The following is a 25905-nucleotide window of genomic DNA, read 5'->3' on the forward strand; positions in this document are numbered from 1 at the left end:
TAAATCTCGATTTTTCGTCAAATTTGTTTAATTTGCTCAGCTACAACAAAGGGGTCGACGCATAATCTAACCCTTATTCTACTAGCTCTATTTTGCCACGTTCCACATGAAACATCTTGCTATTTTCGCTGTTCATTTCAGCAATTTGGCTTTTTGTAATAGAGCTTACAAATACTTGTGCTCCAGTTTCCTTTAAGCACTCCGCTAAGCGTGCTCTTCGTTGACTATCAAGCTCTGATGCAAAGTCATCGATGAGGTATATGCACTGTTTTTCAGTCAACTTTGTTAGGTGCTGGCCTTGGGCTACTCGCAATGCACATACCAGTAGTTTTAGTTGCCCTCGAGACAGGATATCTTCTACTGGTGTACCGTTGACCCTAATTTTTAGGTCAGCCTTATTTGGTCCACTAAAAGTATAGCCAAGGTGCTGATCTCTCTCGAAATTTCTTTCCAATAATTCGGCATAATCCGCTCCTTTCTCCCAACCTTGGTAAAAAGAGATAGAAACATCAAACTCTGAGAGAAAATCCTTACACAGTGGCTCAGCCACTTCTTTCAGTTGCGTCACATACTGGGCACGCCAAGTGGAGATCATTTCCGCCAGCTTTGCCAGTTCCTGATCCCAATAACTCAACTCTCGATAACTGCGGGCAGTTTTGAGTAAGGCATTGCGCTGCTTGTTGAGGCGCTTTATTCGCCCCCATACTTCATAAAACTGAGGCTCACAGTGAAAGACTCCCCAGTCAATAAAAGCGCGGCGGTGCTTAGGTCCATCGGTAAGTAAATCAAAGCCTTCTGGATGAATCAGCTGCAAAGGTAACACCTTGGCAAGCTCAGCCAGCTTTTGGCCTGTTTCACCAGAGATCTTCACCTCTGTACTGCCATCACGACGCTTGTTGATACCAATAGGGAGTTCAAATTTCTGTGGGTTCTGTAATCTGCCATGAACAAACAAGTCACTGCAGTCGTGCTGAATAATACGACCGGTAATCGAGCTCTTAAATGAACGACCGTGTCCAAGTAGATAGATGGCTTCTAGCAAGCTGGTTTTACCGCTGCCGTTAGCCCCTATAAGAAAATTAAAGCCTGGCGATGGGCTAACATCGCAGGCTTCAATATTTCGGAACTGTTTAATAACAAGACGAGTAAGAGGCATACCGTTATAGACGGATCGGCATTACCACGTATTGAGCGCTTGAGTCTTCAGCGTTCTCAATCAAGGCACTCGCATTCGCATCAGACATAGAAAGGGAAACCTTCTCACAGCGTACTGCGTTTAATACATCCAATACATAGCTAACGTTGAAGCCAATCTCTAGGTCATCACCTTGATAATCAACATCAACCACCTCTTGCGCTTCTTCTTGCTCAGGGTTGTTGGCCGTGATCTGCATAGTGCCACTAGAAAGATTTACTCGTACACCACGGAATTTCTCATTGGAAAGAATAGCGGCGCGAGAGAATGCCTGACGTAAGTCTTCGCAATCCGCAATCACAGTCTTGGTGGTGTTTTGTGGCATTACTCGACGGTAGTCAGGAAAACGTCCATCGACCAGCTTAGAGGTGAACACAAAGTTAGCGACACTTGCCCGAATGTTTGAAGAACCAATCAACAAGGTGACAAGCTCATCCGGCTGATCAAGGATCTTCATCAGCTCAAGAACACCCTTACGAGGAATAATCACTTGCTGCTGAGGGTGACTGTCAGAGAGTGTTGTTTCAGACACCGCCATACGGTGACCATCGGTGGCCACAGAGCGCAACGTACTGCCATCGATATCAAACAACATACCATTGAGGTAGTAGCGCACATCTTGGTTAGCCATAGAAAATTGTGTCTTCTCTATTAGCGCCCTTAGGTTGCCTTGAGTCAGAGTCAGCTCTGTATCAGACTGCCAATCTTCAATGTTTGGAAAATCTATCGCAGGTAGCGTCGCTAAAGAAAAGCGGCTTCGACCTGAGCGAACGACCACGCGCTCTGCATCAAGTGAAAGGGTAATATCCGCATTATCAGGAAGACCACGACAAATATCAAAGAACTTACGTGAAGGAACAGTAATGCTTCCTGGCTCAAAGTCATTCTCTAACTGAACCTGACTGATCAGCTCAACCTCAAGGTCTGTTGCCGTCATAGATAAGAAGCCGTTTTCAACCTTGAGTAATACATTGCCCAAAATAGGTAAAGCAGGACGACCTGCTAGCGCACCAGAAACCTGTTGCAAGGGCTTGATCAGAAGCTGACGATTAATAGTGAATTTCATTCTATTAATTACCTATTACGATGAAAGTGTACGAATTAAATTAGAGTAGTCTTCTTTGATGTCATGACTCTCTTCACGAAGCTGTTCAATCTTACGGCATGCATGCAGTACCGTAGTATGGTCACGACCACCAAACGCATCACCAATTTCAGGTAAGCTGTGGTTGGTCAACTCTTTTGCTAGTGCCATCGCTAATTGGCGCGGACGAGCAACAGAACGAGAGCGACGCTTGGACAAGAGGTCTGCAACCTTAATCTTGTAGTATTCCGCGACGGTCTTTTGAATATTATCGATGGTGACGAGTTTCTCTTGAAGTGCCAGCAAATCACGCAACGCTTCACGAACAAAATCGATAGTGATAGGACGACCAGTGAAATTCGCATTCGCGATCACACGGTTCAATGCCCCTTCAAGCTCACGAACATTTGAACGCAGGCGTTTAGCAATAAAGAATGCCACTTCATCCGCTAAATGAATCTGATGGTCTTCAGCCTTCTTCATCAAGATAGCGACTCGAGTTTCAAGCTCCGGTGGTTCAATCGCAACCGTCAAGCCCCAGCCAAAACGAGACTTAAGACGGTCTTCTACCCCGTTAATCTCTTTAGGATAACGATCCGAGGTAAGGATAATTTGTTGGTTGCCTTCTAACAGCGCATTAAAGGTATGGAAGAACTCTTCTTGTGAACGCTCTTTGTTCGCAAAGAACTGAATGTCATCGATAAGCAAGGCATCGACACTTCGGTAATAACGCTTAAATTCTTCTATCGCATTGTTTTGCAGAGCTTTAACCATATCTTGCACAAAACGCTCAGAGTGCATGTACACCACTTTTGCATTCGGCTTGTTATCAACAATGGCATTACCTACAGCATGCAAAAGATGAGTCTTACCCAAACCCGTTCCACCGTACAGGAACAAGGGGTTGTAGGCAGCGCCTGGGTTATCAGACACTTGGCGTGCAGCCGCTAGACCCAATTGGTTCGATTTACCCTCAACGAAGTTATTGAAGCGATGCTTCACATTTACGTTTGAACGGTAGGTAATGTCAGAAACATCACTATCGTTATCCCAAGTTTTATGCACAGGCTTACGACGTGCCAATTGTGCAGGAGCAGAAAACTCAGCAGCGACGTCAGCGGCCGACTTTCTGGCGGCCGGTCGCGGCGCTGATACCGGTTTACTGCCCACCTCAAATCTGAGGCTAGGGATATCGTTATCGCAGAATTCTTGCAGGTGGCGATTAATGCTATTGATGTACTTATCGCGAACCCAATCCAAAACGAATCGATTTGGGGCAAATAAGGTCAGTGTATTACCACTTAGCTCAGCTTGAAGTGGTCGTACCCACATACTGAATTCGGTTGCAGGAAGCTCTTCCTGAAGTTGCTGCAAACATTGAGTCCAAAGCGAAGATGACACATCGACCCCACAATACGGATTGAAAAAAATAGAAGGACCGTAATTTTACCCCCAGATTATCAAGATCGCTAGCAAATGATCGAAGATCCAGTGCATAAGATCGAAGTTATTCACAATTAATCTGAAAATATTGCAAAGATCTACATGATTACCCACAGAGCTATACCAAAAGCGCACGATCCTCAACCTGAGTTCTAAGTTATCCCCACACTTTTTCACATTTTTATACCCGTAAAAAAGCCCTAATAACCATTATGTTATTATTAATAACTTTTCGTTATTAGCCTAAGCTGAGCTTAGCTGTAATATTTCGCAGCATAAACACAAGGAGTAGTAGTATGAAAAACTGGTTAAAAGGCTTGGTATGCGCAACCGCACTAATTGCGAGTTTAGGACAAGCAGCTTATGCTGCAACAGAAGTAAAAGTGGGCATGTCAGGACGCTACTTCCCGTTTACTTTTGTTGAGAAAGACAAGCTTCAAGGCTTTGAAGTTGATATTTGGGACGAAATCGCTCGTCGTAATGACTACGATGTGAAATACGTTACCTCAAACTTCTCAGGTCTATTTGGCATGCTAGAAACAGGTCGCATTGACACTATTTCAAACCAAATTACCGCAACTGAAGCGCGTAAAGCGAAATACCTATTTTCAGATGCGTATGTAGTAGATGGCGCACAAATTACCGTGCGTAAAGGCAACGATGAAATCCAAGGCGTTGAAGACCTAGAAGGTAAAACCGTTGCTGTTAACCTAGGTTCTAACTTTGAGCAATTGCTGCGTAACTACGACAAAGACAACAAGATCAACATCAAGACCTATGATACTGGTATTGAACATGATGTAGCGCTAGGTCGTGCTGATGCATTTGTAATGGATCGCCTATCGGCTCTAGAGCTGATCAAAAAAACGGGTTTACCACTACAATTAGCGGGTGAACCATTTGAAACTATTGAAAATGCTATGCCATTCGTTAACAACGAGAATGGTCAAAAGCTACAGAAAGAAGTGAACGGTGCTCTAGACGCTATGCGTGAAGACGGCACTCTAGCTGAGATTTCAAATAAATGGTTTGGCGCTGATATCACTCAAAAATAGTGTAACCATATATTTAGCTCAGCCTGATAAGGCTTGGAGCCCACTATTTCTGCGGAGATAGTGGGCTTTGCTTTTTAAACGAAGAGATGTAACAAGATGGGATTTGATTTTAACTACATGCTGGAACTGCTACCGATACTGTTTAAGTATCTAGGCACGACTATGGAGATGGCAATTTGGGGCGGTATCTTTGCCTTGATTTTAGCCCTCATCCTAGCCAACATTCGAGTATTTAAGGTCCCAGTGCTGGACCAGCTCAGCCAGCTGTACATCAGCTTCTTTCGCGGTACGCCACTGTTAGTACAGCTATTCCTACTTTATTACGGACTGCCACAGGTATTCCCGATAATGGTGGGCATAGATGCCTTTAGCGCTGCCGTTATTGGCCTTACATTGCACTTTGCAGCCTACATGGCAGAGAGTATTCGAGCGGCCATCATTGGTATTGATCGCAGCCAAATGGAAGCTAGTCTCTCTATCGGCATGACCACACGTCAGGCAATGCAAAGAGTCATTCTTCCACAGGCGACACGCGTCGCCCTGCCCTCTTTAATGAACTATTTCATTGATATGATCAAATCCACCTCTCTAGCATTTACTTTAGGCGTGGCTGAAATCATGGCCAAAGCGCAAATGGAGGCATCATCTAGCTTCCGGTTCTTTGAAGCTTTTCTGGCAGTGGCACTTATCTATTGGGGTGTGGTTATCATCCTAACGCGCGTACAAATCTGGGCAGAGAATCGATTGAATAAGGCGTACCAAAGATGATTCAACTTAAAAATATTCATAAGCGCTTTGGTGATAGTGAGATCCTCAAAGGTATCGACATCGATATCAATAAAGGGGAAATCATCGTGATTATTGGCTCTAGTGGCACAGGTAAATCTACCCTATTGCGCTGCGTTAACTTCCTTGAGCAAGCAGAGCAAGGCGAGATCAGTATCGATGATACCTACGTTAACTGTGAAAAATACAGTAAAGCAGAAGAACTAGCTTTAAGACGTAAAACAGGCTTTGTATTTCAAAACTACGCACTGTTTGCGCACATGACAGCTCGCCAGAACATTGCCGAGGGCCTAATTACGGTTCATGGCTGGAAAAAAGATAAGGCATTAGAGCGCGCGCAGCAGATATTGGATGACATCGGCTTACAAGATAAAGGCGATAGCTACCCAGCGGCTCTATCCGGTGGTCAGCAGCAGCGAGTAGGTATTGGTCGAGCAATGGCACTGCAACCAGAACTGCTGTTATTCGATGAACCAACCTCGGCACTTGATCCTGAATGGGTCGGTGAGGTATTGAATTTAATGAAAAAATTGGCAAATCAGCATCAAACCATGCTGGTGGTCACCCACGAAATGCAATTTGCTCGTGAAGTCGCTGACCGAGTGATCTTCATGGCTGAAGGCAACATTGTAGAGCAGGGAAAACCTGAGGATATCTTTGGTAACCCACAGGATCCTCGCTTGAAAAAGTTCCTAAATCAAGTTGGGATCTAATAAGATCCTTGTGATTTGGATTTTTACACGTATAATCCGTCGACCGGAATTTCAGGCACGAGAATCTTAATCTGGTTTCAATAGAAGCTGAGATATTATAGATAACTTGTTTTTGAGCTAAACCAATCATTGACTATTTTAAAGACAGTGATTACAATTCCGCCTCTTTGTTGAGAGACGTCGGTATCCCTCTTATATATGAGAGAGAAATACAGCCCACGTCGGGTTTAACAAGAACCTAAAAACTACTGATCAGTAAAGGTAATAACCATGTCTAAACGCACTTTTCAACCTTCAGTTCTAAAGCGTAAACGTACTCACGGCTTCCGTGCTCGTATGGCTACTAAGAACGGTCGTAAAGTAATTAATGCACGTCGTGCTAAAGGCCGTGCGCGCCTTTCAAAATAATTCGCGATTATTTTGACTAAGTACGCGTTCAATCGGGAGTTACGTCTGTTAACTCCCGAGCATTATCAAAATGTCTTCGAAAAGGCTCATAGAGCTGGCTCCCCTCATTTCACAATCATCGCTCGTAAAAACTCTCTTACTCATCCAAGACTTGGATTAGCAGTACCTAAAAAGCAAATTAAAACTGCCCCTGCCCGTAATAGGTTCAAGAGAATCGCACGAGAAAGCTTCCGTCTTAATCAGCACAAACTTGCTAACAAAGATTTCGTTGTTATTGCAAAGAAAAGTGCCCAAGATTTAAGCAATGATGATATGTTTAAACTCTTCGATAAACTATGGCAAAGACTTTCTCGCCCTTCGCGTGGATAGCGATAGGTATAGTTTACCTATATAGAGTTGGTATTAGTCCGTTCATCGGACCACGTTGTCGTTTCACCCCAACCTGCTCCGAGTACGCAATCTTGGCATTAAAAAGCCACGGATTTGTAAAAGGGTGTTGGTTATCGGGCAAACGTCTATTAAAATGCCACCCTTTGAATGATGGCGGATACGACCCTGTACCACCTAAAAACACAACAAACAGAGATAAATAACGATGGGTTCTCAACGTAATATCCTGTTTATCGCATTGGCTATGGTTTCATTTTTGCTATTTCAACAATGGCAAGAATACAAAAACCCAACAGCTCCTGCGACTAACCAGGCACAATCTAGTAGCAGCTCTTTGCCAGCGCCTTCAATGGCTGACGACATGGATCCTGCTCCAGAAGCAAACCATACGGCAAGTATTGTTTCCGTAGCAACAGACGTTCTCACTCTATCTATCGATGCTGTCGGTGGTGATGTGGTGTCTGCTTCATTAAATGAATACGCTGAAGAATTTGAGTCTAAAGAGCGTTTCGTTCTTCTAGATAAAAAAGGCAACGAGCAATACATTGCTCAAAGTGGCCTGATCGGCCCGCAGGGTATCGATCTAAGCAGCACTTCTCGTCCTAACTACAAAGTAAGCGCAGACAGCTTCACTTTAGCAGAAGGTCAAGATGAGTTGCGTGTACCAATGACTTACACAGCGAATGGCATTGATTACACTAAAACCTTCATCCTTAAGCGCGGTAGCTATGCAGTTGATGTGGTTTACGATGTAGCGAACAACTCTGGTGCAAATGCAACCGTTGGTATGTACGCTCACCTTCGTCAAAACCTGCAAGATGCTGGTGGTAGCCTAACAATGCCTACTTACCGTGGCGGTGCATACTCTACTGAGTCTACACGCTACAAAAAGTACAGCTTTAGCGACATGCAAGATCGTAACCTTCAACAAAACCTGCCTAACGGCGAGGGTTGGGTTGCAATGCTTGAGCACTATTTCGCTTCAGCTTGGGTTCCACGTGATGCTCAGGGCGCAAGCCTTTACACTCGCGTAGTGGGTAACCTAGGTGACATCGGTGTTCGTCTTCCTAACAAGACAATCGCAAACGGTGAAACTGGTGAAATGAAGGCAACTCTGTGGGTTGGTCCTAAACTTCAAAATGAAATGGCTGCAGTTGCACCTAACCTAGAGCTAGTAGTTGACTACGGCTGGTTATGGTTCATTGCTAAACCACTTCACTGGTTGTTGTCTATGATCCAAAGTGTTGTTATCAACTGGGGTCTAGCGATTATCGTACTTACCTTCATCGTTCGTGGTGCTATGTACCCACTAACGAGAGCTCAGTACACCTCTATGGCTAAAATGCGTATGCTGCAACCAAAACTAACAGCAATGCGTGAGCGTATCGGCGATGACCGTCAACGCATGAGCCAAGAGATGATGGAGCTATATAAGAAAGAGAAAGTTAACCCACTGGGTGGCTGTCTACCTCTTATCCTACAGATGCCTATCTTCATCTCTCTATACTGGGCATTGATGGAATCTGTTGAACTGCGTCACTCACCGTTCTTCGGTTGGATCACTGACCTTTCAGCACAAGACCCGTACTACATCCTTCCTCTATTGATGGGTGCAAGTATGTTCATGATTCAGAAGATGAGCCCGACAACGGTAACGGATCCAATGCAGCAGAAGATCATGACCTTTATGCCGGTTATGTTTACCTTCTTCTTCCTATGGTTCCCATCAGGTCTAGTTCTATACTGGTTGGTATCGAACATCGTTACGCTGATTCAGCAAACGTTGATCTATAAAGGTCTAGAGAAAAAAGGCTTACACTCTAAATAGAGCTTAAGTTAGCCAATGTTTATAAGAGAAGGCGACCTTAGGGTCGCCTTTTTATTTTCTATGAATTGAGCAACTTACTGTAGTTTAAGTATACAATTTACCTAATTATTCCAATTGAGACGAACATGACTAACGATACTATTGTGGCTCAAGCCACAGCGCCAGGACGTGGCGGAGTAGGCATAATTCGAGTTTCAGGCCCACAGGCCAACCAAGTCGCACAATTAGTCGTAGGGCGAGAGCTTCAGCCTAGACGAGCTGAATACCTACCTTTTGTGGATGATGCCGGAGTGCAGCTGGACCAAGGCATCGCACTGTACTTCCCAAACCCTAACTCCTTCACTGGCGAAGATGTATTAGAGCTTCAGGGCCACGGTGGCCCAGTTGTAATGGATATGCTGATTAAGCGCATCCTATCGATCTCAGGCATTCGTCCTGCGCGTCCAGGCGAGTTCTCTGAGCGTGCATTTCTCAATGACAAGATGGATTTAACCCAGGCAGAAGCCATTGCTGATCTGATTGATGCCAGCTCAGAAGAAGCAGCCAAATCCGCGCTACAATCACTTCAAGGTGAGTTCTCAAAGCGCATCACCACTTTAGTTGAGTCGTTGATTCATCTACGTATCTATGTGGAAGCGGCCATTGACTTTCCTGAAGAGGAAATCGACTTTCTAGCCGATGGTAAAGTGAGCACTGACTTACAAGCTATCATCAACAACTTAGAAGCCGTGCGCGCAGAAGCCAATCAAGGTGCAATCATACGCGAAGGCATGAAAGTGGTCATTGCTGGTCGCCCAAATGCAGGCAAATCAAGCTTGCTCAATGCCCTTTCTGGCAAAGAGTCTGCCATTGTTACTGATATCGCAGGCACCACACGTGACGTACTCAGAGAGCACATTCATATTGACGGTATGCCACTGCATATCATAGATACTGCAGGCCTTCGTGAGGCCTCTGACGAAGTTGAGAAGATAGGTATTGAGCGTGCTTGGGAAGAGATACAACAAGCCGACCGTGTATTGTTTATGGTTGATGGCACCACTACGGATGCTACGAACCCTCAAGAAATCTGGCCTGAGTTTGTAGATAAATTGCCGAACAATATGGGAATGACCGTCATTCGCAATAAGGTTGACCAAACCCAAGAGACACTGGGTATTTGTCATGTGAACGACCCTACCCTTATTCGTTTAAGCGCAAAGACAGGCCAAGGTATCGATGCCCTACGTAACCATCTAAAAGAGTGCATGGGATTCTCAGGAAACACCGAAGGTGGCTTTATGGCGCGCCGCAGACACCTTGACGCCCTAGATAAGGCAGCAGAGCATCTGTCTATTGGCCAGCAGCAATTAGAGGGCTTTATGGCAGGTGAAATCCTGGCGGAAGAGCTCAGGATCACTCAACAATATCTCAATGAGATCACTGGAGAGTTCAGTTCCGACGATCTTCTCGGTCGCATCTTCTCATCATTCTGTATAGGAAAATAAACATGTCCATGATTCATTTGATCACAGGTAGCACCTTAGGTGGGGCAGAATACGTTGCCGATCATCTTAATGATTTACTGCAAGAGATGGGTAAAGATACCGAGATACACAACCAGCCAAATCTCGATGAAATTCCCGCTAAAGGGATTTGGTTAATCGTCACCTCGACCCACGGTGCAGGTGATTATCCAGAAAATATTCAGCCGTTTATTGAGCAACTTCAGCAAACGCCACCCAACACTCAGGATCTCAACTATGCGATTATCGCTATTGGTGATTCAAGCTATGACACCTTCTGCGGTGCAGGATTGCATTGCCAAGAGCTACTTGAGGATATTGGTGCTACCCCATTATCGGAGTGCCTAACCATCGATGTACTGCGCCATCCCGTTCCAGAAGAGGCCGCTGAAGAGTGGTTCGAAGACCACAAACACCTGTTTTAAGCCTGATTTACTCGCTTGAAGATAACTAGGCCGATGCGCATTTTTGCTCATCGGCTTTTTTTTACTGGTTTGTTTGCTCACAAAATGACCGCTATTTAACCCCCAGCTCTGTGGATAACTACATAGGTATTCAGTGATCAACCTATAGTTATCCCAATAACAACTTGTAGTGATCCACCCACCTGTGCATAACCCCCTATTTTGATCCCAGCTAATACAGAACTAGATCCGGTAGAGATCACAACAAGTGATCCTACCAAAGCTGTTGATCTTGTTGATCAAATAGTAGTTATCCACAATAGATCTGTTGCTTAATAATAGATCTAATAAAAGATCTATATAAAGATCTTATATATATTTAGCAGAGCGTAAATTGTGTAAAACATTAAAAGCAATTTTCTAATGATCAGAAAGAAGGTAGAATACGCCTCCTTTTTGTTCACTCATTTCACGATAGCGATATCCGAGGCCAACTCATGCTTTATCACGAAAAATTTGATGTCATCATCGTTGGTGGTGGTCATGCTGGTACTGAAGCTGCATTGTCTGCAGCAAGAACGGGCCAAAAGACACTTTTGTTGACCCATAATATTGATACTTTGGGGCAGATGTCTTGCAACCCAGCCATTGGCGGTATTGGTAAGGGCCATCTCGTGAAAGAGGTTGATGCTATGGGTGGATTAATGGCCAGGGCCATTGATCACGCAGGCATTCAATTTAGAACACTGAACGCTTCAAAGGGTCCTGCTGTGCGCGCTACTCGCGCTCAAGCCGATCGCGCCCTGTACAAAGCGTTTGTACGATCAGAATTAGAAAACACCCCTAATCTAACGTTGTTTCAACAATCAGTGGATGACTTGATCGTTGAAAACGATCAAGTTAAGGGTGTTATTACTCAGATGGGCCTCAAATTCGAAGCCAAAGCTGTTGTGCTAACGGTTGGTACCTTTTTAGGTGGCAAGATCCATATTGGAATGGAAAGCGCCTCAGGAGGCCGTACAGGCGATCCTTCTTCGATCGCTCTCGCGCAGCGTTTACGTGATCTTCCGTTTAGAGTTGATCGACTAAAAACAGGTACTCCACCGAGGATCGATGCTCGTAGTGTTGATTTTAGCCAGCTTGAAGTGCAGCACGGAGACAATCCGACCCCTGTATTTTCGTTCATGGGTAACCGCAGCCAGCAGCCACCTCAGGTACCGTGTTACATTACGCATACCAACGAAGCTACTCATGAAGTGATTCGCAACAACCTAGATCGCAGCCCAATGTATGCCGGCGTGATCGAAGGTATTGGACCAAGATACTGCCCATCTATTGAAGATAAAGTGATGAGATTTGCTGACAAAAATAGTCACCAAATATTCATCGAGCCAGAAGGTTTAACCACGCACGAACTCTATCCAAACGGCATCTCAACAAGTTTGCCATTTGATGTACAAGTTCAGATCGTTCGTTCAATGAAGGGTTTTGAAAATGCTCATATTGTTCGTCCTGGTTACGCTATCGAATACGACTTCTTTGACCCTAGAGACCTAAAACACACCTATGAAACCAAGTTTATTCAAGGTTTGTTCTTAGCGGGCCAAATTAACGGTACTACAGGCTACGAAGAAGCGGCAGCACAAGGCTTGATGGCGGGTCTTAATGCGAGTCTGTACTCTCAAGAAAAAGAAGGTTGGTCGCCTCGACGTGATCAAGCATACATGGGTGTGCTTATCGATGACTTGTCTACCATGGGCACTAAGGAACCGTATCGTATGTTTACGTCAAGAGCGGAATACCGTTTGTTGCTTCGAGAAGACAATGCCGATATTCGCTTAACCGAAAAAGCACACGAGCTTGGATTGGTTTCTGAAGAACGTTGGGCTCGATTCAATCAGAAAATGGAAAACATGCAGCTTGAACGTCAACGTCTTGCCAGCACGTGGATCAATCCTAAGTCTGAGGGCGTAGATCAACTGAATGCTGTATTAAAAACTCCACTGACACGAGAAGCGAGTGGAGAGGATCTTTTGCGTAGACCTGAGCTGACTTATCAACAGCTTACTGAGTTAGAAGGCTTTGGCCCTGCCCTTGAAGATCAACAAGCTTCTGAGCAAGTTGAGATCCAAGTGAAATACGAGGGCTACATTCAGCGCCAGCAAGACGAGATCGCCAAGTCGATGCGTCATGAGAACACTCAATTGCCAACAGATATCGATTTCTCTTTGGTCTCTGGCTTGTCCAATGAAGTGGTAGCAAAACTGACGGATACCAGACCAGAAACGATAGGCATCGCCTCTCGAATCTCAGGAATCACACCAGCAGCTATTTCTATCCTGTTGGTTTATCTAAAGAAGCAAGGCCTGCTTAAGAAAGGTGAGGAAGTCGCATAAATGAGCTTACATCAACAACTTCAGCAACTGATCGCTAAAACCGATCTGACCGTTTCTGATAAGCAACTGGATCAATTGGTTGGCTACGTCGAGCTCCTCAACAAATGGAACAAGGCCTATAACCTAACCTCAGTTCGTAACCCTAGCGACATGCTAGTGAAGCACATTATGGACAGCATAGTGGTATCACCGCACCTTGATGGGAAGCGGTTTATCGATGTGGGTACGGGGCCTGGATTACCGGGCATTCCGTTGTCAATTATGAACCCGGACTGTGAATTTTTCTTGCTTGATAGCTTAGGCAAGCGTATACGTTTTATTAAACAAGTTGTGCATGAGCTAAAGATTGAGAATGTGACTCCAGTTTTAAGCCGTGTAGAGGAATTTCAACCAGAGGTTAAGTTTGATGCGGTGTTGAGCCGAGCATTTGCTTCTATGACCGATATGGTAAATTGGTGCCGTCACTTGCCAAAAGAAGGCTCCGGCGTCTTTTACGCCCTCAAAGGACAAGCTTCACAGGAAGAGATAGAGCAACTTCCTGAATGGTGTAGCGTGATCCAGGTCAAACCTTTGATAGTGCCTGAGCTTGAAGGTGAACGACATCTTGTAATCTTAACAGACCGAGTTTAGGGAAGAGAGCCAACGTGGGAAGAATTATATCAATTGCCAATCAGAAAGGTGGCGTAGGTAAAACAACGACCTGCGTGAATCTAGCTGCTTCTATGGCCGCGACCAAGCGCAGCGTTTTGGTTATCGATCTCGATCCCCAGGGCAACGCGACGATGGCGAGTGGCGTCGACAAATATCAAGTTGAAACAACCGCTTATGATCTGTTGGTTGAAGAAACCCCTTTCGCTGAGGTTGTGACTCGTTCAACGACGGGTGGCTATGACCTCATTGCGGCGAACGGTGACGTGACCGCCGCTGAGATTAAACTAATGGAAGTGTTTGCTCGTGAAGTAAGGCTAAAGAATGCCTTGTCGGGTGTGCGCGATCAGTATGATTTTATCTTCATCGACTGCCCTCCTTCGCTCAACCTTCTGACGATTAACGCTATGGCCGCCTCTGATTCGGTTTTGGTTCCAATGCAATGTGAATACTTTGCTTTGGAAGGACTGACGGCGCTAATGGATACCATCAGCAAGCTAGCTGCAGTCGTTAACGAGAATTTGAAGATTGAAGGCCTATTACGCACCATGTTTGATCCACGAAACCGTTTATCAAACGAGGTTTCGGATCAGCTGAAGCAGCACTTTGGCACCAAAGTGTACCGTACTGTCATTCCAAGAAACGTACGCTTAGCTGAGGCACCAAGTCATGGTAAACCAGCAATGTATTACGATAAGCAGTCTGCAGGTGCTAAAGCCTACCTTGCGTTGGCGGGTGAGATGCTTCGTCGTGAAGAAGTTGCTGTATAAAAAATATTTCTAAGGAAAAATGTCAATGTCCAAGCGTGGCTTAGGTAAAGGATTAGATGCACTGTTATCTACCAGTGCAATGGCAAGGGAAAAAAACACGCCATCGGCAGCGCAACAATCGGTTTCTCACTCTGACAGCGGTGATATGCAAGATATCGCTGTTGAGCGTTTACAGCCAGGTGTCTATCAGCCAAGAACAGAGATGGATGAGGAAGCTCTTGCTGAGCTAAGCGCCTCTATTCGCTCTCAAGGCATTATTCAGCCTATTGTTGTCCGTCAAGTAGACACTGACAAATATGAAATTATCGCGGGTGAGCGTCGCTGGCGTGCTGCCAAGCTTGCTGGACTGACCCTGGTTCCTTGTGTGGTCAAGCGAGTGCAAGATAAAGCTGCTATCGCTATGGCCCTTATCGAGAACATCCAGCGTGAAAACCTCAATGCGGTCGAAGAAGCTCATGCTTTGGAAAGCCTGCGTACTAAATTTGAACTTTCACACCAACAAATAGCCGAAGTCATCGGTAAATCTAGAGCGGCAGTAAGCAACCTATTACGTCTTAATCAGCTAGAAAGTGAAGTAAAGAGCCTAGTTTCAAATGGTCTACTCGACATGGGGCATGCTAGAGCCCTGTTAGCCGTTGACGGTGAGCAACAAGTTGAACTGGCACAGCATGCAGTAAAAAAGCAACTTACGGTTCGCCAAACAGAGCAATTAGTAAAAAAATCGCTTCAGCCACCGGCCAAGGTTGACGAAAAAAGCATCGATCAGGACGCTGTTTTGTTGTCAGAAAAATTGTCACAAAAATTAGGAAACGACGTTTCTTTGATCCGGGGCAAAAATGGTAAGGCTAAATTGACGATTAGTATTGATGCACCTCACAAATTAGAGCAGTTAATCGCCAAGCTAGAGCGCATCGTGGGATAATTGATCCTGTTCAATTTACGTGCAATTAGGTTCACAATTACTTGTGTTTTTCGTGAATATTTGCGCATAATGCGTGACGTTGAATACAAAATTCGAAATTTTCGCTTGATTTTAACAAAAGCGGGAATTGTTTTTCGAGGAAAGAATACATGGTAACTGCGCTTACTAAACCTGGGCGAGAGCTTGCAAAGCGATTGCTGCTGATTGAGTTTAGCGTAGTTATGTTAGTGGCAACTGGGGTCAGCATTACTGTAAATCCTAGTTGGGGGCTATCGGCACTGATTGGTGGTGGCATATTTGTCATTGCGAATGCAGTGTTTTCTTTATTCGCGTTTCTGTATGCGGGCGCAAGGGCGACAAAACTCGTTACCTTTTCGTTCTATACAGGTGAAGCGCTTAAGATACTCCTGACTATAGTTTTGTTTTCCGTTGCCTACGTGTATATGGAGTTGGAACTTGTTCCTCTCAAGCTAACCTATTTGCTGGTCTTACTTATTAATATGTTTGCTCCAGTGTTTTTTATTAACAAAAGAAAATAGGAAAAGTTATGGCTACGCCTGGTGAAGCGTTGACATCTTCCAGTTATATTGCCCATCACTTACAAAATCTATCTTTAGTAAAGTTAGGTCTTGTGGAGGAAGGCAGTTTTTGGAATGTGCATATCGATAGCCTGTTCTTTTCTGTGTTAACTGGTGTGTTATTCCTTTGGGTATTTCGTTCAGTAGCTAAGAAAGCAACAACTGGTGTACCAAGCCGATTACAATGTGCTGTTGAAATGGTAGTGGAATTCGTTGGTGAGAACGTAAAAGACACTTTCCATGGACGCAATCCATTGATTGCACCATTGGCCTTAACAATATTCGTGTGGATTATTTTAATGAACTTGATGGACCTTGTGCCTATCGATTTCTTACCATATCCAGCCGAGCTAATGGGTATCCCTTATCTTAAGGTGGTTCCTACAGCTGACGTGAGTATTACTATGGCTATGGCACTTGGCGTATTTGCTCTGATGATTTACTACAGCATCAAAGTTAAAGGCGTCGGTGGCTTTGCTAAAGAATTAGCTCTGCATCCTTTTAACCATCCAATCATGATTCCATTCAACTTGTTGTTGGAAGTGGTATCACTACTGGCAAAGCCTGTCTCTTTAGGCATGCGTTTGTTCGGTAACATGTTTGCTGGTGAGGTTGTATTCATTCTTTGTGCTGCAATGCTCCCTTGGTACTTACAATGGGTAGGTTCTCTACCTTGGGCTATCTTCCATATTTTGGTTATTTTGATCCAAGCCTTTGTATTTATGATGTTAACCATCGTATATCTATCAATGGCTCATGAAGATAGTGATCACTAAATTTATAAACGTAAACTCTAAAATTAATATTGGAGAATTTTAAATGGAAACTGTTCTAAGTTTTTCTGCTGTTGCTGTAGCGATCATCGTCGGTCTGTGTTCAGTGGGTACTGCTATTGGCTTCGCAATTCTAGGTGGTAAATTCCTAGAAGGTGCAGCACGTCAACCTGAAATGGCGCCAATGCTTCAAGTTAAGATGTTCATCATCGCGGGTCTTCTAGATGCGATCCCAATGATTGGTATCGTAATCGCACTACTATTCACATTTGCTAACCCATTTGTTGGTCAACTAGCTGGTTAAGCCATAATTTGAGACAGATTCGTTTGTCACAAGTTAATTGTTAGTCAACTTATAGGAGTAGCTGTTGTGGAAATGAACGCAACAATGCTGGGTCAAGCTATCTCGTTTGCTATGTTTGTCTGGTTCTGCATGAAATATGTATGGCCACCAATCATTGAAGCAATCGAAGAACGTCAGAAGAAAATTGCTGACGGTCTTTCTGCTGCTGAACGCGCAGAAAAGAATTTGAACCTAGCACAAGCCAACGCTTCTGAGCAATTGAAAGAAGCGAAGCGCACAGCAACTGAGATCATTGATTCAGCGAATAAACGTAAAGCTCAAATTATTGATGAAGCACGTGAAGATGCACAGGCAGAACGCCAAAAAATCCTCACGCAAGCTGAAGCAGAAGTTGAAGCTGATCGTAGCCGCGCTCGAGATGAACTGCGCAAACAAGTTGCTACTCTGGCTATTGCTGGTGCCGAGAAAATTTTGGAGCGCTCAATCGATAAAGATGCGCAAAAAGATATTCTTGAAAACATTACTGCAAAACTTTAACAGAAGGGGCGCATATGTCTGATTTGGTAACAATCGCACGCCCCTATGCTAAAGCAGCATTCGAATTTGCGGTGGATAAAGACGCATTAGACCAATGGGGTCAAATGTTGGCTTTTGCCGCCGAAGTGACAAAGCACCATGAAGTTTCTGATTTACTGGATGGCTCATTAACAGCCAGCAAACTATCTGAACTTTTCATTGCGATTTGTGGCGAACAGCTTGATGAACATGGCCAAAACCTAATTAAGGTAATGGCAGGTAATGGTCGATTAAAGGCTCTACCTTATGTTCTTGCTGAGTTCTTAGCTCTTCGAAGAGAGCACGACAAGTTTATTGAAGTAGACGTTATTTCTGCTTCAGACCTGTCGAAGCAACAGCAAGACGACATGATAAGCAAGTTAGAGCAACGCTTTGACCGCAAAGTGAAGCTGAATTGCAGTATAGATGAGACCCTACTTGGTGGGGTTATTATTCGAGCCGGAGACCTAGTCATTGATAACTCAGCGCGAGGTCGTTTGAACCGCCTGAGCGATGCATTGCAGTCTTAATGGGGATTGGAGCATGCAACTTAATTCCACGGAAATAAGCGATCTAATTAAACAACGTATCGAGTCTTTCGAAGTTGTTAATGAAGCTCGCAACGAAGGCACTATCGTTTCGGTAAGCGATGGTATCATTCGTATCCACGGCCTTGCAGAAGTAATGCAAGGCGAAATGATTGAATTACCGGGTGGCCGTTACGCGCTAGCACTTAACCTCGAGCGTGACTCGGTTGGTGCGGTAGTAATGGGCCCATTTGCTGACCTACAGGAAGGCATGAAAGTAACAGGTACTGGTCGTATCCTTGAAGTACCAGTAGGCCCAGAACTACTAGGTCGTGTTGTAAACACGCTTGGTGAGCCTATTGATGGTAAAGGTCCGATCGATGCGAAACTAACTTCTCCTGTAGAAGTAATCGCACCGGGCGTTATCGACCGTAAGTCGGTAGACCAACCTGTACAAACTGGTTATAAGTCAGTTGACTCAATGATCCCTATCGGTCGTGGTCAGCGTGAACTTATCATCGGTGACCGTCAGACTGGTAAAACAGCGATGGCAATCGATGCCATCATTAACCAGAAAGATTCTGGTATTTTCTCCATTTATGTAGCAATCGGTCAGAAAGCTTCAACTATCGCGAACGTTGTTCGTAAGCTTGAAGAATCTGGTGCACTAGCAAACACTATTGTTGTTGTTGCTTCTGCGTCTGAGTCTGCTGCACTGCAATACCTAGCGCCTTACGCTGGTTGTGCAATGGGTGAATACTTCCGCGATCGCGGCGAAGACGCACTAATCATCTACGATGATTTGTCTAAGCAAGCGGTAGCGTACCGTCAAATCTCTCTACTACTGAAACGTCCACCGGGTCGTGAAGCATTCCCTGGTGACGTATTCTACCTCCACTCCCGTCTACTAGAGCGTGCTGCTCGCGTAAACGAAGAGTATGTAGAGCGTTTCACTAAGGGTGAAGTAAAAGGTAAGACCGGTTCTTTGACTGCTCTTCCTATTATCGAAACCCAAGCAGGTGACGTATCAGCATTCGTACCTACTAACGTAATCTCGATTACTGATGGCCAGATCTTCCTTCAAACTGAACTATTCAACGCAGGCGTACGTCCAGCTGTTGACCCAGGTATCTCGGTATCTCGTGTAGGTGGTTCAGCGCAGACTAAGATCATCAAGAAACTGTCTGGTGGTATTCGTACCGCATTGGCTCAATACCGCGAACTAGCAGCATTTGCTCAGTTCTCTTCAGACCTTGATGAAACGACTAAGAAGCAACTTGATCACGGTGCAAAAGTGACAGAACTGATGAAACAGAAGCAATACGCTCCTATGTCAGTTTTCGACCAAGCACTAGTTATCTTTTCTGCTGAGCGCGGCTTCCTAAACGATGTAGAACTTAACAAAGTTCTAGATTTTGAAGCTGCTCTACTGTCGTACGCTCATGGTCAATACGCTGATCTAGCGGAAGAGATCAACCAAACGGGTGCTTACAGTGACGAGATTGAAGCTCAGCTTCAGAAGATCGTAACTGACTTTAAAGCAACCCAAACCTGGTAATTGGTTGGTGACTTGAAAGAGTCACCTACTAACGGAGAGTAACGATGGCCGGCGCAAAAGAAATACGTAATAAAATCGGTAGTGTTAAAAGCACACAGAAGATTACGAAAGCTATGCAAATGGTGGCAGCTTCAAAAATGCGTCGCTCGCAAGATGCGATGGGAGCTTCCCGACCATATGCAGAAACAATGCGTAAGGTGATCGGTCATTTGGCTAGCGGTAGCCTAGAGTACAAACATCCGTACTTAGAGGAACGCGAAGCCAAGCGTGTTGGTTACATCATAGTTTCTACCGACCGTGGTTTGTGTGGCGGCTTGAACATTAACTTGTTCAAAAGAGCTGTTCTAGATATGCAAACCTGGAAGGAAAGTGGTGCTGACGTTGACGTTGCCGTTATCGGCACGAAAGCAACAGCATTCTTTAACAACAGTGGCGCACAAGTGTCTGCTCAAGTTTCTGGTCTAGGCGATGAGCCAAGCCTTGAAGACTTGATCGGTTCTGTAGGCGTAATGTTGAAGAAATATGATGAAGGTGAGTTGGATCGCCTTTTCATAGTGTTCAACAAGTTTGTAAACACTATGATTCAAGAACCAACGATCGATCAATTACTGCCTTTACCTAAATCAGACAGCGAAGAGATGCAACGCGAGCATCAGTGGGACTACATTTACGAGCCAGAGCCAAAACCTCTACTTGATGCACTTCTGATTCGTTATATCGAATCAAGCGTGTACCAAGGCGTGGTTGAGAACCTAGCTTGTGAACAGGCCGCTCGAATGATGGCGATGCAAGCAGCTACGGATAACGCAACTAACCTGATTGAAGATCTAGAGCTTGTGTATAACAAAGCTCGTCAGGCTGCGATTACCCAAGAGCTATCAGAAATTTGTTCTGGTGCCGCTGCGGTTTAGTTTTAGGACAACGAATTAGTTTAGAGGATTAACAATGGCTACAGGTAAGATCGTAGAGATCATCGGTGCAGTAGTCGACGTAGAGTTCCCACAAGGCGAAGTACCACGTGTATACGACGCACTAAACGTAGTTGACGCTCCAGAACGTCTAGTTCTTGAAGTTCAGCAACAGTTAGGCGGTGGCGTAGTTCGTACTATCGTAATGGGTAGCTCAGACGGTTTACGTCGTGGACTAGATGTTACAAATACTGGTGCTCCAATTACAGTTCCAGTAGGTACTAAAACTCTTGGTCGTATCATGAACGTTCTTGGTGACGCGATTGATGAATGTGGTGATATCGGTGCTGAAGAGCATTACGAAATTCACCGACCAGCACCTAGCTACGAAGATCAGTCGAACGCGACAGAACTTCTAGAGACTGGTGTAAAAGTAATCGACTTGGTTTGCCCATTCGCTAAGGGTGGTAAAATCGGTCTATTCGGTGGTGCAGGTGTAGGTAAGACCGTTAACATGATGGAACTTATCAACAACATCGCACTTCAGCACTCAGGCCTATCTGTATTTGCGGGTGTAGGTGAGCGTACTCGTGAGGGTAACGACTTCTACTACGAAATGCAGGAAGCGGGTGTTGTAAACATCGAAAACCCTGAAGAATCTAAAGTAGCAATGGTTTACGGTCAGATGAACGAGCCACCGGGAAACCGTCTGCGCGTTGCACTGACAGGTCTAACTATGGCGGAGCGTTTCCGTGATGAAGGCCGTGACGTACTATTCTTCGTAGATAACATCTATCGTTATACCCTAGCGGGTACAGAGGTATCGGCACTTCTAGGTCGTATGCCATCTGCGGTAGGTTACCAGCCAACTCTTGCAGAAGAGATGGGTGTTCTACAGGAGCGTATCACGTCAACGAAGACTGGTTCTATCACATCTGTTCAGGCGGTATACGTACCTGCGGATGACTTGACGGATCCATCTCCAGCAACAACGTTTGCTCACTTGGATGCAACGGTTGTACTTAGCCGTAACATCGCCGCTATGGGTCTATACCCTGCGATTGACCCACTGGATTCTACATCTCGTATGCTTGATCCATTGGTTGTTGGTCAAGAGCACTACGATGTGGCTTCTGGTGTTCAGACTACGCTACAGCGCTATAAAGAGCTAAAAGATATCATCGCAATCCTAGGTATGGATGAGCTTTCTGAAGAAGATAAGCAAGTGGTATCTCGCGCACGTAAGATTGAGAAGTTCCTTACTCAGCCTTACCACGTAGCGGAAGTATTTACTGGTGACCCAGGCGTTTACGTACCTCTTAAAGAGACTCTACGTGGATTTAAAGGCCTACTAGCTGGTGACTACGATGACATTCCAGAGCAAGCATTCATGTACTGCGGTAGCATTGATCAAGCTCTAGAGAACGCTAAGAAGCTATAAGTCTGATTAGGAGGCAATATGGCAGCAATAACCTTTCACCTTGACGTGGTAAGCGCAGAGAAAAAACTTTTTTCTGGTCGCGTAGAGACGTTCCAGGTGTCCGGTAGCGAAGGTGAGCTTGGTATTTTCCATGGCCACACCCCGCTGTTGACCGCTATTACTCCTGGTATGGTTCGCATCGTTAAGCAACACGGCCACGAAGAGTTCATTTATGTCTCTGGTGGTATCGTTGAAGTTCAGCCTGGTACAGCTACTGTACTGGCTGATACGGCAATCCGTGGTGAAGATATCGATGCTTCCAAAGCAGAAGAAGCCAAACGCAAAGCTGAGGAGACTATTCATAATCAGCACGGCGATATGGACTTTGCTCAGGCAGCCAGTGAATTGGCTAAAGCGATTGCTCAGGTACGAGTTGCAGAACTCACCAGAAAGCGTCGCTAATAACATTAGCCATAGCGTAACGACAAAGGTGACCTTAGGGTCACCTTTTTGTTTAAGTGCTTAAACAAAAATCATGGGTTAATATATAGCTCAGTGACTTCTGGATGTTGCGCGAAAGGCGCGTGTCATCCTGAGGTCACTTATTTATATAATAATGAGTTAAACCAATAAAAAATTAACGATCAGTTTCAAGGAATAAGTGATGAACAATTTCAGTGCCGTTATTCTGGCTGCGGGTAAAGGTACTCGCATGTACTCAAAGAAGCCAAAAGTGCTGCATACACTGGCAGGAAAACCAATGGCTAAGCATGTTATCGATACATGTGTGGGTTTGGGCGCAAACAACATTCATTTGGTGTTTGGCCATGGCAGTGACCAGATGAAGGCAACTCTTGCTAACGAACCTGTAAATTGGGTTGAGCAAAAAGAGCAATTGGGTACAGGACACGCTGTTGATCAAGCATCACCACACTTTTCTGATGATGAGAAAGTCATGGTGTTGTACGGCGATGTACCACTTATCACTAGTGAAACTGTAGAAGCACTGCTTGATGGACAACCAGAAGGCGGTGTAGGTCTGTTAACTGTAGTTTTAGATAATCCTATGGGATACGGTCGTATCGTCCGTGAGAATGGCTCTGTGGTTGCTATCGTTGAACAAAAAGATGCAACCGAAGATCAGAAAGCCATTTGTGAGATTAACACCGGTGTTTTAGTTGCTGATGGCAAAGACTTGAAGCGTTGGTTGTCGAATCTTAGCAATGATAATGCTCAGGGTGAATACTATCTGACAGACATCATTGCTGCTGCGCACAGTGACGGTAAGCAGATTCAAGCGGTTCATCCTGCAAGTGCGATTGAAGTTGAAGGCGTTAATGATCGCCGTCAACTGGCTCGTCTTGAGCGCGCATTCCAACAGATGCAAGCGGATAAACTGCTAGAGCAAGGCGTTATGCTTCGTGATCCTAGTCGTTTTGACCTACGTGGTACTCTGCAGTGCGGTATGGATGTAGAGATCGATGCCAATGTAATTATCGAAGGCAGTGTGACCATTGGTGACAATGTTGTGATCGGTGCAGGTTGTGTGCTGAAGGACTGTGAAATCGACGATAACACCCTAATTCGCCCTTACTCTGTCATCGAAGGTGCAACAGTAGGTGAAGAGTGTACCGTTGGTCCATTTACGCGTCTTCGTCCTGGTGCTGAGATGCGCAATGACTCGCACGTAGGTAACTTCGTAGAAGTGAAAAATGCGCGTCTTGGTGAAGGATCTAAGGCGAACCATCTGACGTACTTGGGTGATGCAGAAATTGGCCAGCGCACCAACATTGGCGCAGGTACCATTACCTGTAACTACGATGGCGCAAATAAGTTCAAAACCATTATAGGCGATGACGTGTTTGTTGGCTCTGACAGCCAGCTGATTGCTCCTGTGGCTATTGCTGACGGTGCAACCGTAGGTGCTGGCTCAACAGTGACCAAAGATGTTGGCGAGAATGAGCTTATTATCTCTCGTGCTAAAGAGCGTCGCATTGCTAACTGGCAACGCCCAACGAAGAAGAAATAATCCGTTTATTCTTTTTTCTGGATGAAGAAAACCCCGCTCATGGCGGGGTTTATTGTTTCTAGAGGAGCTGGTGGCTGTTAGTGACTAGGGATAGCGTAGCGTTTTTCTAGCCAGCGAACGCCTTGTGATACCGCCAGAATCAAGATCAAATACTCCAGCACCAGGAAGGTATAGATCTCCAAAGGTAAGTACTCATTAACCACCAGTTCATTGGCGCGCCTAGTAAGATCGCTTAAACCAATAACACTCACTAGTGATGACATCTTGAGTATGTAAACAAACTGATTGCCTAGCGGTGGCAGAATTTGACGCAACGCTTGAGGGAAGATAACCAGTCGCATGGTCTTCCAATAGCTCAGACCTAGCGCATGAGCCGCTTCATGTTGACCACGATGAATCGCCTGAATCCCACCTCTAAATACCTCTGCCATAAAGGCACTTTCCGCTATCGACAACGCAATAACGCCGGCCCAATAGTGATCAAGAGAAATATCCATCAGGGTAGGGAGGCCGTAGTAAACCCACAGCAGTAACACCAATACCGGAATAGAGCGGATTGACTCCACATATACCCGGTTAATGCCTCTCACATAAGGGCTTTTCGAGAGCGCTGGCATAGCGACAAGAAAACCAATCAGCATGGCAAAAAACATACTGATTAACGAGATGCTGATAGTGGCACTAAAACCGTCGGTCAGAAACTTGAGGTTTGTCATTCCTTGTTCGGTGGAGGGGTTAAGCACATACCAGCCCCACTCATAATCTGAACAACCTGTGAGCATCAAACAGCAGAGCACCACAGTCAGAGTATTAAATTTCAAAATATGCCCATCCTTAAGCACACAATCGCGTATAACCTGTTATGGTAACAATAACATCAAACAAACGTTACTGCTTTTAAAAGGATTTATGATGAAGAAGTTACTTTTGGCGTTGGGCCTTTCTATTTTGTCGCTGTCACCAGCAATGGCCGAAACCAGCCGATTACAAGAGATCTTAAACAAGGGAGTGTTGAGGGTAGGCACAACCGGTGATTGGAACCCAATGACCATGAAAAACCCAGCAGACAACAGCTACCGTGGCTTTGATATTGATGTGACCACGGAGCTGGCAAAAGATTTGGGTGTCAAGGTTGAGTATGTAGCCACTGACTGGAAAACACTGGTCAACGGCATAACAGCCAACAAGTATGATATTACCGGTAGCGCATCATTGAATATGTCTCGCGCCAAAGTGGCGGGTTACAGCCAGCCATATTTCTACTTGGCATTCGTACCTGTGGTTCCGAAAAAAGACTTAGATAAGTATTCTGATTGGACTGATTTCAACAAGCCTGACATCAAGGTTGCGGCAACGCTGGGTACAGTACAAGAAAAGATGGTGAAAGAATTCTTCCCTGAAGCGCAACACATCGTTATTGAAGCGCCAGCTCGTGATTTTCAAGAGTTATTGGCACGAAGAGCAAATGTATCCGTGACCTCAAATGTTGAAGCCGCAACGCTGGTGGAGAAGTTTAAACAATTGGCTGTAGTTCCGGTGGCAGAGCCAAAGAACCCAACACCTATCTCTATGCTACTACCACAAAACGACCAGGTATGGATTAACTATGTTAACCATTGGGTTGAATTGAAAACGACCCAAGGATTTTTTGACAAAACCGCTAAGAAGTGGGGCTTAACCAGCCTGTAGTGGATTGATTTTTAATA

28 protein-coding genes are annotated in these 25905 nt (G+C 45.0%); 24 read left to right on the forward strand and 4 right to left on the reverse strand.

Annotated elements, in window-relative coordinates; genetic code table 11:
* Window positions 1-73: 73 nt before the first annotated feature.
* The 3 genes from recF to dnaA are packed head-to-tail and all read right to left on the reverse strand — an operon-like array spanning window position 74 to window position 3680.
* Window positions 74-1156, reverse strand: coding sequence for a DNA replication/repair protein RecF (recF, locus tag D5I41_RS08020; protein WP_119009381.1), 1083 nt, complete (start codon window positions 1154-1156; stop codon window positions 74-76).
* Window positions 1157-1160: 4 nt separating this feature from the next.
* Window positions 1161-2261 carry a DNA polymerase III subunit beta gene (gene dnaN / locus D5I41_RS08025; RefSeq protein WP_119009382.1) on the reverse strand — a complete coding sequence of 367 codons (1101 nt, stop codon included), beginning with the start codon at window positions 2259-2261 and terminating at the stop codon, window positions 1161-1163.
* Window positions 2262-2276: 15 nt separating this feature from the next.
* Window positions 2277-3680 (reverse strand): chromosomal replication initiator protein DnaA, encoded by a 1404-nt coding sequence (gene dnaA / locus D5I41_RS08030; RefSeq protein WP_119009383.1) that lies wholly within the window; start codon window positions 3678-3680, stop codon window positions 2277-2279.
* Between the two features lie 338 nt (window positions 3681-4018).
* On the opposite strand from dnaA, the gene D5I41_RS08035 reads away from it, so the two are divergent.
* The 23 genes from D5I41_RS08035 to glmU all read left to right on the forward strand — a co-directional run bounded on the left by D5I41_RS08035 (window position 4019) and on the right by glmU (window position 24199).
* Window positions 4019-4777: an amino acid ABC transporter substrate-binding protein gene (locus tag D5I41_RS08035; protein ID WP_017029806.1), complete on the forward strand. Its 759-nt coding sequence runs from the start codon at window positions 4019-4021 to the stop codon at window positions 4775-4777.
* 96 nt (window positions 4778-4873) lie between these two features.
* The gene (locus D5I41_RS08040; RefSeq protein WP_017029805.1) at window positions 4874-5545 is read left to right on the forward strand and encodes an amino acid ABC transporter permease; all 672 of its coding nucleotides are present in this window, start codon (window positions 4874-4876) and stop codon (window positions 5543-5545) included.
* Window positions 5542-6276: an amino acid ABC transporter ATP-binding protein gene (locus D5I41_RS08045; protein ID WP_119009384.1), complete on the forward strand. Its 735-nt coding sequence runs from the start codon at window positions 5542-5544 to the stop codon at window positions 6274-6276. The genes D5I41_RS08040 and D5I41_RS08045 overlap by 4 nt, the downstream gene beginning before the upstream one ends.
* A 270-nt stretch (window positions 6277-6546) precedes the next feature.
* Window positions 6547-6684 (forward strand): 50S ribosomal protein L34, encoded by a 138-nt coding sequence (gene rpmH / locus D5I41_RS08050; RefSeq protein WP_004400210.1) that lies wholly within the window; start codon window positions 6547-6549, stop codon window positions 6682-6684.
* A gap of 45 nt (window positions 6685-6729) precedes the next feature.
* Window positions 6730-7053 carry a ribonuclease P protein component gene (rnpA, locus tag D5I41_RS08055; RefSeq protein ID WP_235868958.1) on the forward strand — a complete coding sequence of 108 codons (324 nt, stop codon included), beginning with the start codon at window positions 6730-6732 and terminating at the stop codon, window positions 7051-7053.
* Window positions 7020-7277, forward strand: coding sequence for a membrane protein insertion efficiency factor YidD (gene yidD, locus D5I41_RS08060; protein WP_082961323.1), 258 nt, complete (start codon window positions 7020-7022; stop codon window positions 7275-7277). The genes rnpA and yidD overlap by 34 nt, the downstream gene beginning before the upstream one ends.
* Window positions 7278-7279: 2 nt before the next feature.
* Complete coding sequence (gene yidC, locus D5I41_RS08065; protein ID WP_119009386.1) at window positions 7280-8902, forward strand: membrane protein insertase YidC; 1623 nt, start codon at window positions 7280-7282, stop codon at window positions 8900-8902.
* Between the two features lie 125 nt (window positions 8903-9027).
* Window positions 9028-10389 carry a tRNA uridine-5-carboxymethylaminomethyl(34) synthesis GTPase MnmE gene (gene mnmE, locus D5I41_RS08070; RefSeq protein WP_119009387.1) on the forward strand — a complete coding sequence of 454 codons (1362 nt, stop codon included), beginning with the start codon at window positions 9028-9030 and terminating at the stop codon, window positions 10387-10389.
* An 8-nt stretch (window positions 10390-10397) separates the two neighbouring features.
* On the forward strand, window positions 10398-10832 hold the full coding sequence (gene mioC, locus D5I41_RS08075) for an FMN-binding protein MioC (protein ID WP_162892874.1): 435 nt from the start codon (window positions 10398-10400) through the stop codon (window positions 10830-10832).
* Between the two features lie 476 nt (window positions 10833-11308).
* On the forward strand, window positions 11309-13207 hold the full coding sequence (gene mnmG / locus D5I41_RS08080) for a tRNA uridine-5-carboxymethylaminomethyl(34) synthesis enzyme MnmG (protein ID WP_119009389.1): 1899 nt from the start codon (window positions 11309-11311) through the stop codon (window positions 13205-13207).
* Complete coding sequence (rsmG, locus tag D5I41_RS08085) at window positions 13208-13837, forward strand: 16S rRNA (guanine(527)-N(7))-methyltransferase RsmG (RefSeq protein ID WP_102367658.1); 630 nt, start codon at window positions 13208-13210, stop codon at window positions 13835-13837.
* Window positions 13838-13851: 14 nt separating this feature from the next.
* Window positions 13852-14625, forward strand: a complete 774-nt coding sequence (locus D5I41_RS08090) for a ParA family protein (protein WP_017033069.1) — start codon at window positions 13852-13854, stop codon at window positions 14623-14625.
* A gap of 25 nt (window positions 14626-14650) precedes the next feature.
* Window positions 14651-15547, forward strand: a complete 897-nt coding sequence (locus tag D5I41_RS08095; RefSeq protein WP_119009390.1) for a ParB/RepB/Spo0J family partition protein — start codon at window positions 14651-14653, stop codon at window positions 15545-15547.
* 149 nt (window positions 15548-15696) lie between these two features.
* Window positions 15697-16086, forward strand: coding sequence for a F0F1 ATP synthase subunit I (locus D5I41_RS08100; protein WP_017029795.1), 390 nt, complete (start codon window positions 15697-15699; stop codon window positions 16084-16086).
* A gap of 8 nt (window positions 16087-16094) precedes the next feature.
* Window positions 16095-16901 carry a F0F1 ATP synthase subunit A gene (atpB, locus tag D5I41_RS08105; protein ID WP_119009391.1) on the forward strand — a complete coding sequence of 269 codons (807 nt, stop codon included), beginning with the start codon at window positions 16095-16097 and terminating at the stop codon, window positions 16899-16901.
* A gap of 43 nt (window positions 16902-16944) precedes the next feature.
* Complete coding sequence (atpE, locus tag D5I41_RS08110; protein WP_017029793.1) at window positions 16945-17202, forward strand: F0F1 ATP synthase subunit C; 258 nt, start codon at window positions 16945-16947, stop codon at window positions 17200-17202.
* Window positions 17203-17268: 66 nt separating this feature from the next.
* Window positions 17269-17739 carry a F0F1 ATP synthase subunit B gene (gene atpF, locus D5I41_RS08115; protein WP_119009392.1) on the forward strand — a complete coding sequence of 157 codons (471 nt, stop codon included), beginning with the start codon at window positions 17269-17271 and terminating at the stop codon, window positions 17737-17739.
* A gap of 14 nt (window positions 17740-17753) precedes the next feature.
* Window positions 17754-18287 (forward strand): F0F1 ATP synthase subunit delta, encoded by a 534-nt coding sequence (gene atpH, locus D5I41_RS08120; RefSeq protein ID WP_119009393.1) that lies wholly within the window; start codon window positions 17754-17756, stop codon window positions 18285-18287.
* 13 nt (window positions 18288-18300) lie between these two features.
* Entirely contained in the window at window positions 18301-19842 is a 1542-nt protein-coding gene (atpA, locus tag D5I41_RS08125) for a F0F1 ATP synthase subunit alpha (protein WP_065209332.1), read from the forward strand.
* 44 nt (window positions 19843-19886) lie between these two features.
* On the forward strand, window positions 19887-20753 hold the full coding sequence (gene atpG, locus D5I41_RS08130) for a F0F1 ATP synthase subunit gamma (protein ID WP_119009394.1): 867 nt from the start codon (window positions 19887-19889) through the stop codon (window positions 20751-20753).
* A gap of 34 nt (window positions 20754-20787) precedes the next feature.
* The gene (gene atpD / locus D5I41_RS08135; RefSeq protein WP_119009395.1) at window positions 20788-22191 is read left to right on the forward strand and encodes a F0F1 ATP synthase subunit beta; all 1404 of its coding nucleotides are present in this window, start codon (window positions 20788-20790) and stop codon (window positions 22189-22191) included.
* Between the two features lie 18 nt (window positions 22192-22209).
* Entirely contained in the window at window positions 22210-22632 is a 423-nt protein-coding gene (locus D5I41_RS08140; RefSeq protein ID WP_017029787.1) for a F0F1 ATP synthase subunit epsilon, read from the forward strand.
* 202 nt (window positions 22633-22834) lie between these two features.
* Window positions 22835-24199, forward strand: coding sequence for a bifunctional UDP-N-acetylglucosamine diphosphorylase/glucosamine-1-phosphate N-acetyltransferase GlmU (glmU, locus tag D5I41_RS08145; protein ID WP_119009396.1), 1365 nt, complete (start codon window positions 22835-22837; stop codon window positions 24197-24199).
* Window positions 24200-24276: 77 nt separating this feature from the next.
* Here glmU and D5I41_RS08150 read toward each other — a convergent pair whose 3' ends face one another.
* Window positions 24277-24981, reverse strand: coding sequence for an amino acid ABC transporter permease (locus D5I41_RS08150; RefSeq protein WP_170875148.1), 705 nt, complete (start codon window positions 24979-24981; stop codon window positions 24277-24279).
* Window positions 24982-25111: 130 nt separating this feature from the next.
* Between D5I41_RS08150 and D5I41_RS08155 the strand changes: the two genes are divergently transcribed.
* Complete coding sequence (locus D5I41_RS08155; protein ID WP_119009397.1) at window positions 25112-25888, forward strand: transporter substrate-binding domain-containing protein; 777 nt, start codon at window positions 25112-25114, stop codon at window positions 25886-25888.
* Window positions 25889-25905 lie beyond the last annotated feature (17 nt).

The sequence above is a fragment of the Vibrio superstes genome (assembly GCF_003569005.1).
Lineage (GTDB): Bacteria > Pseudomonadota > Gammaproteobacteria > Enterobacterales > Vibrionaceae > Vibrio > Vibrio superstes.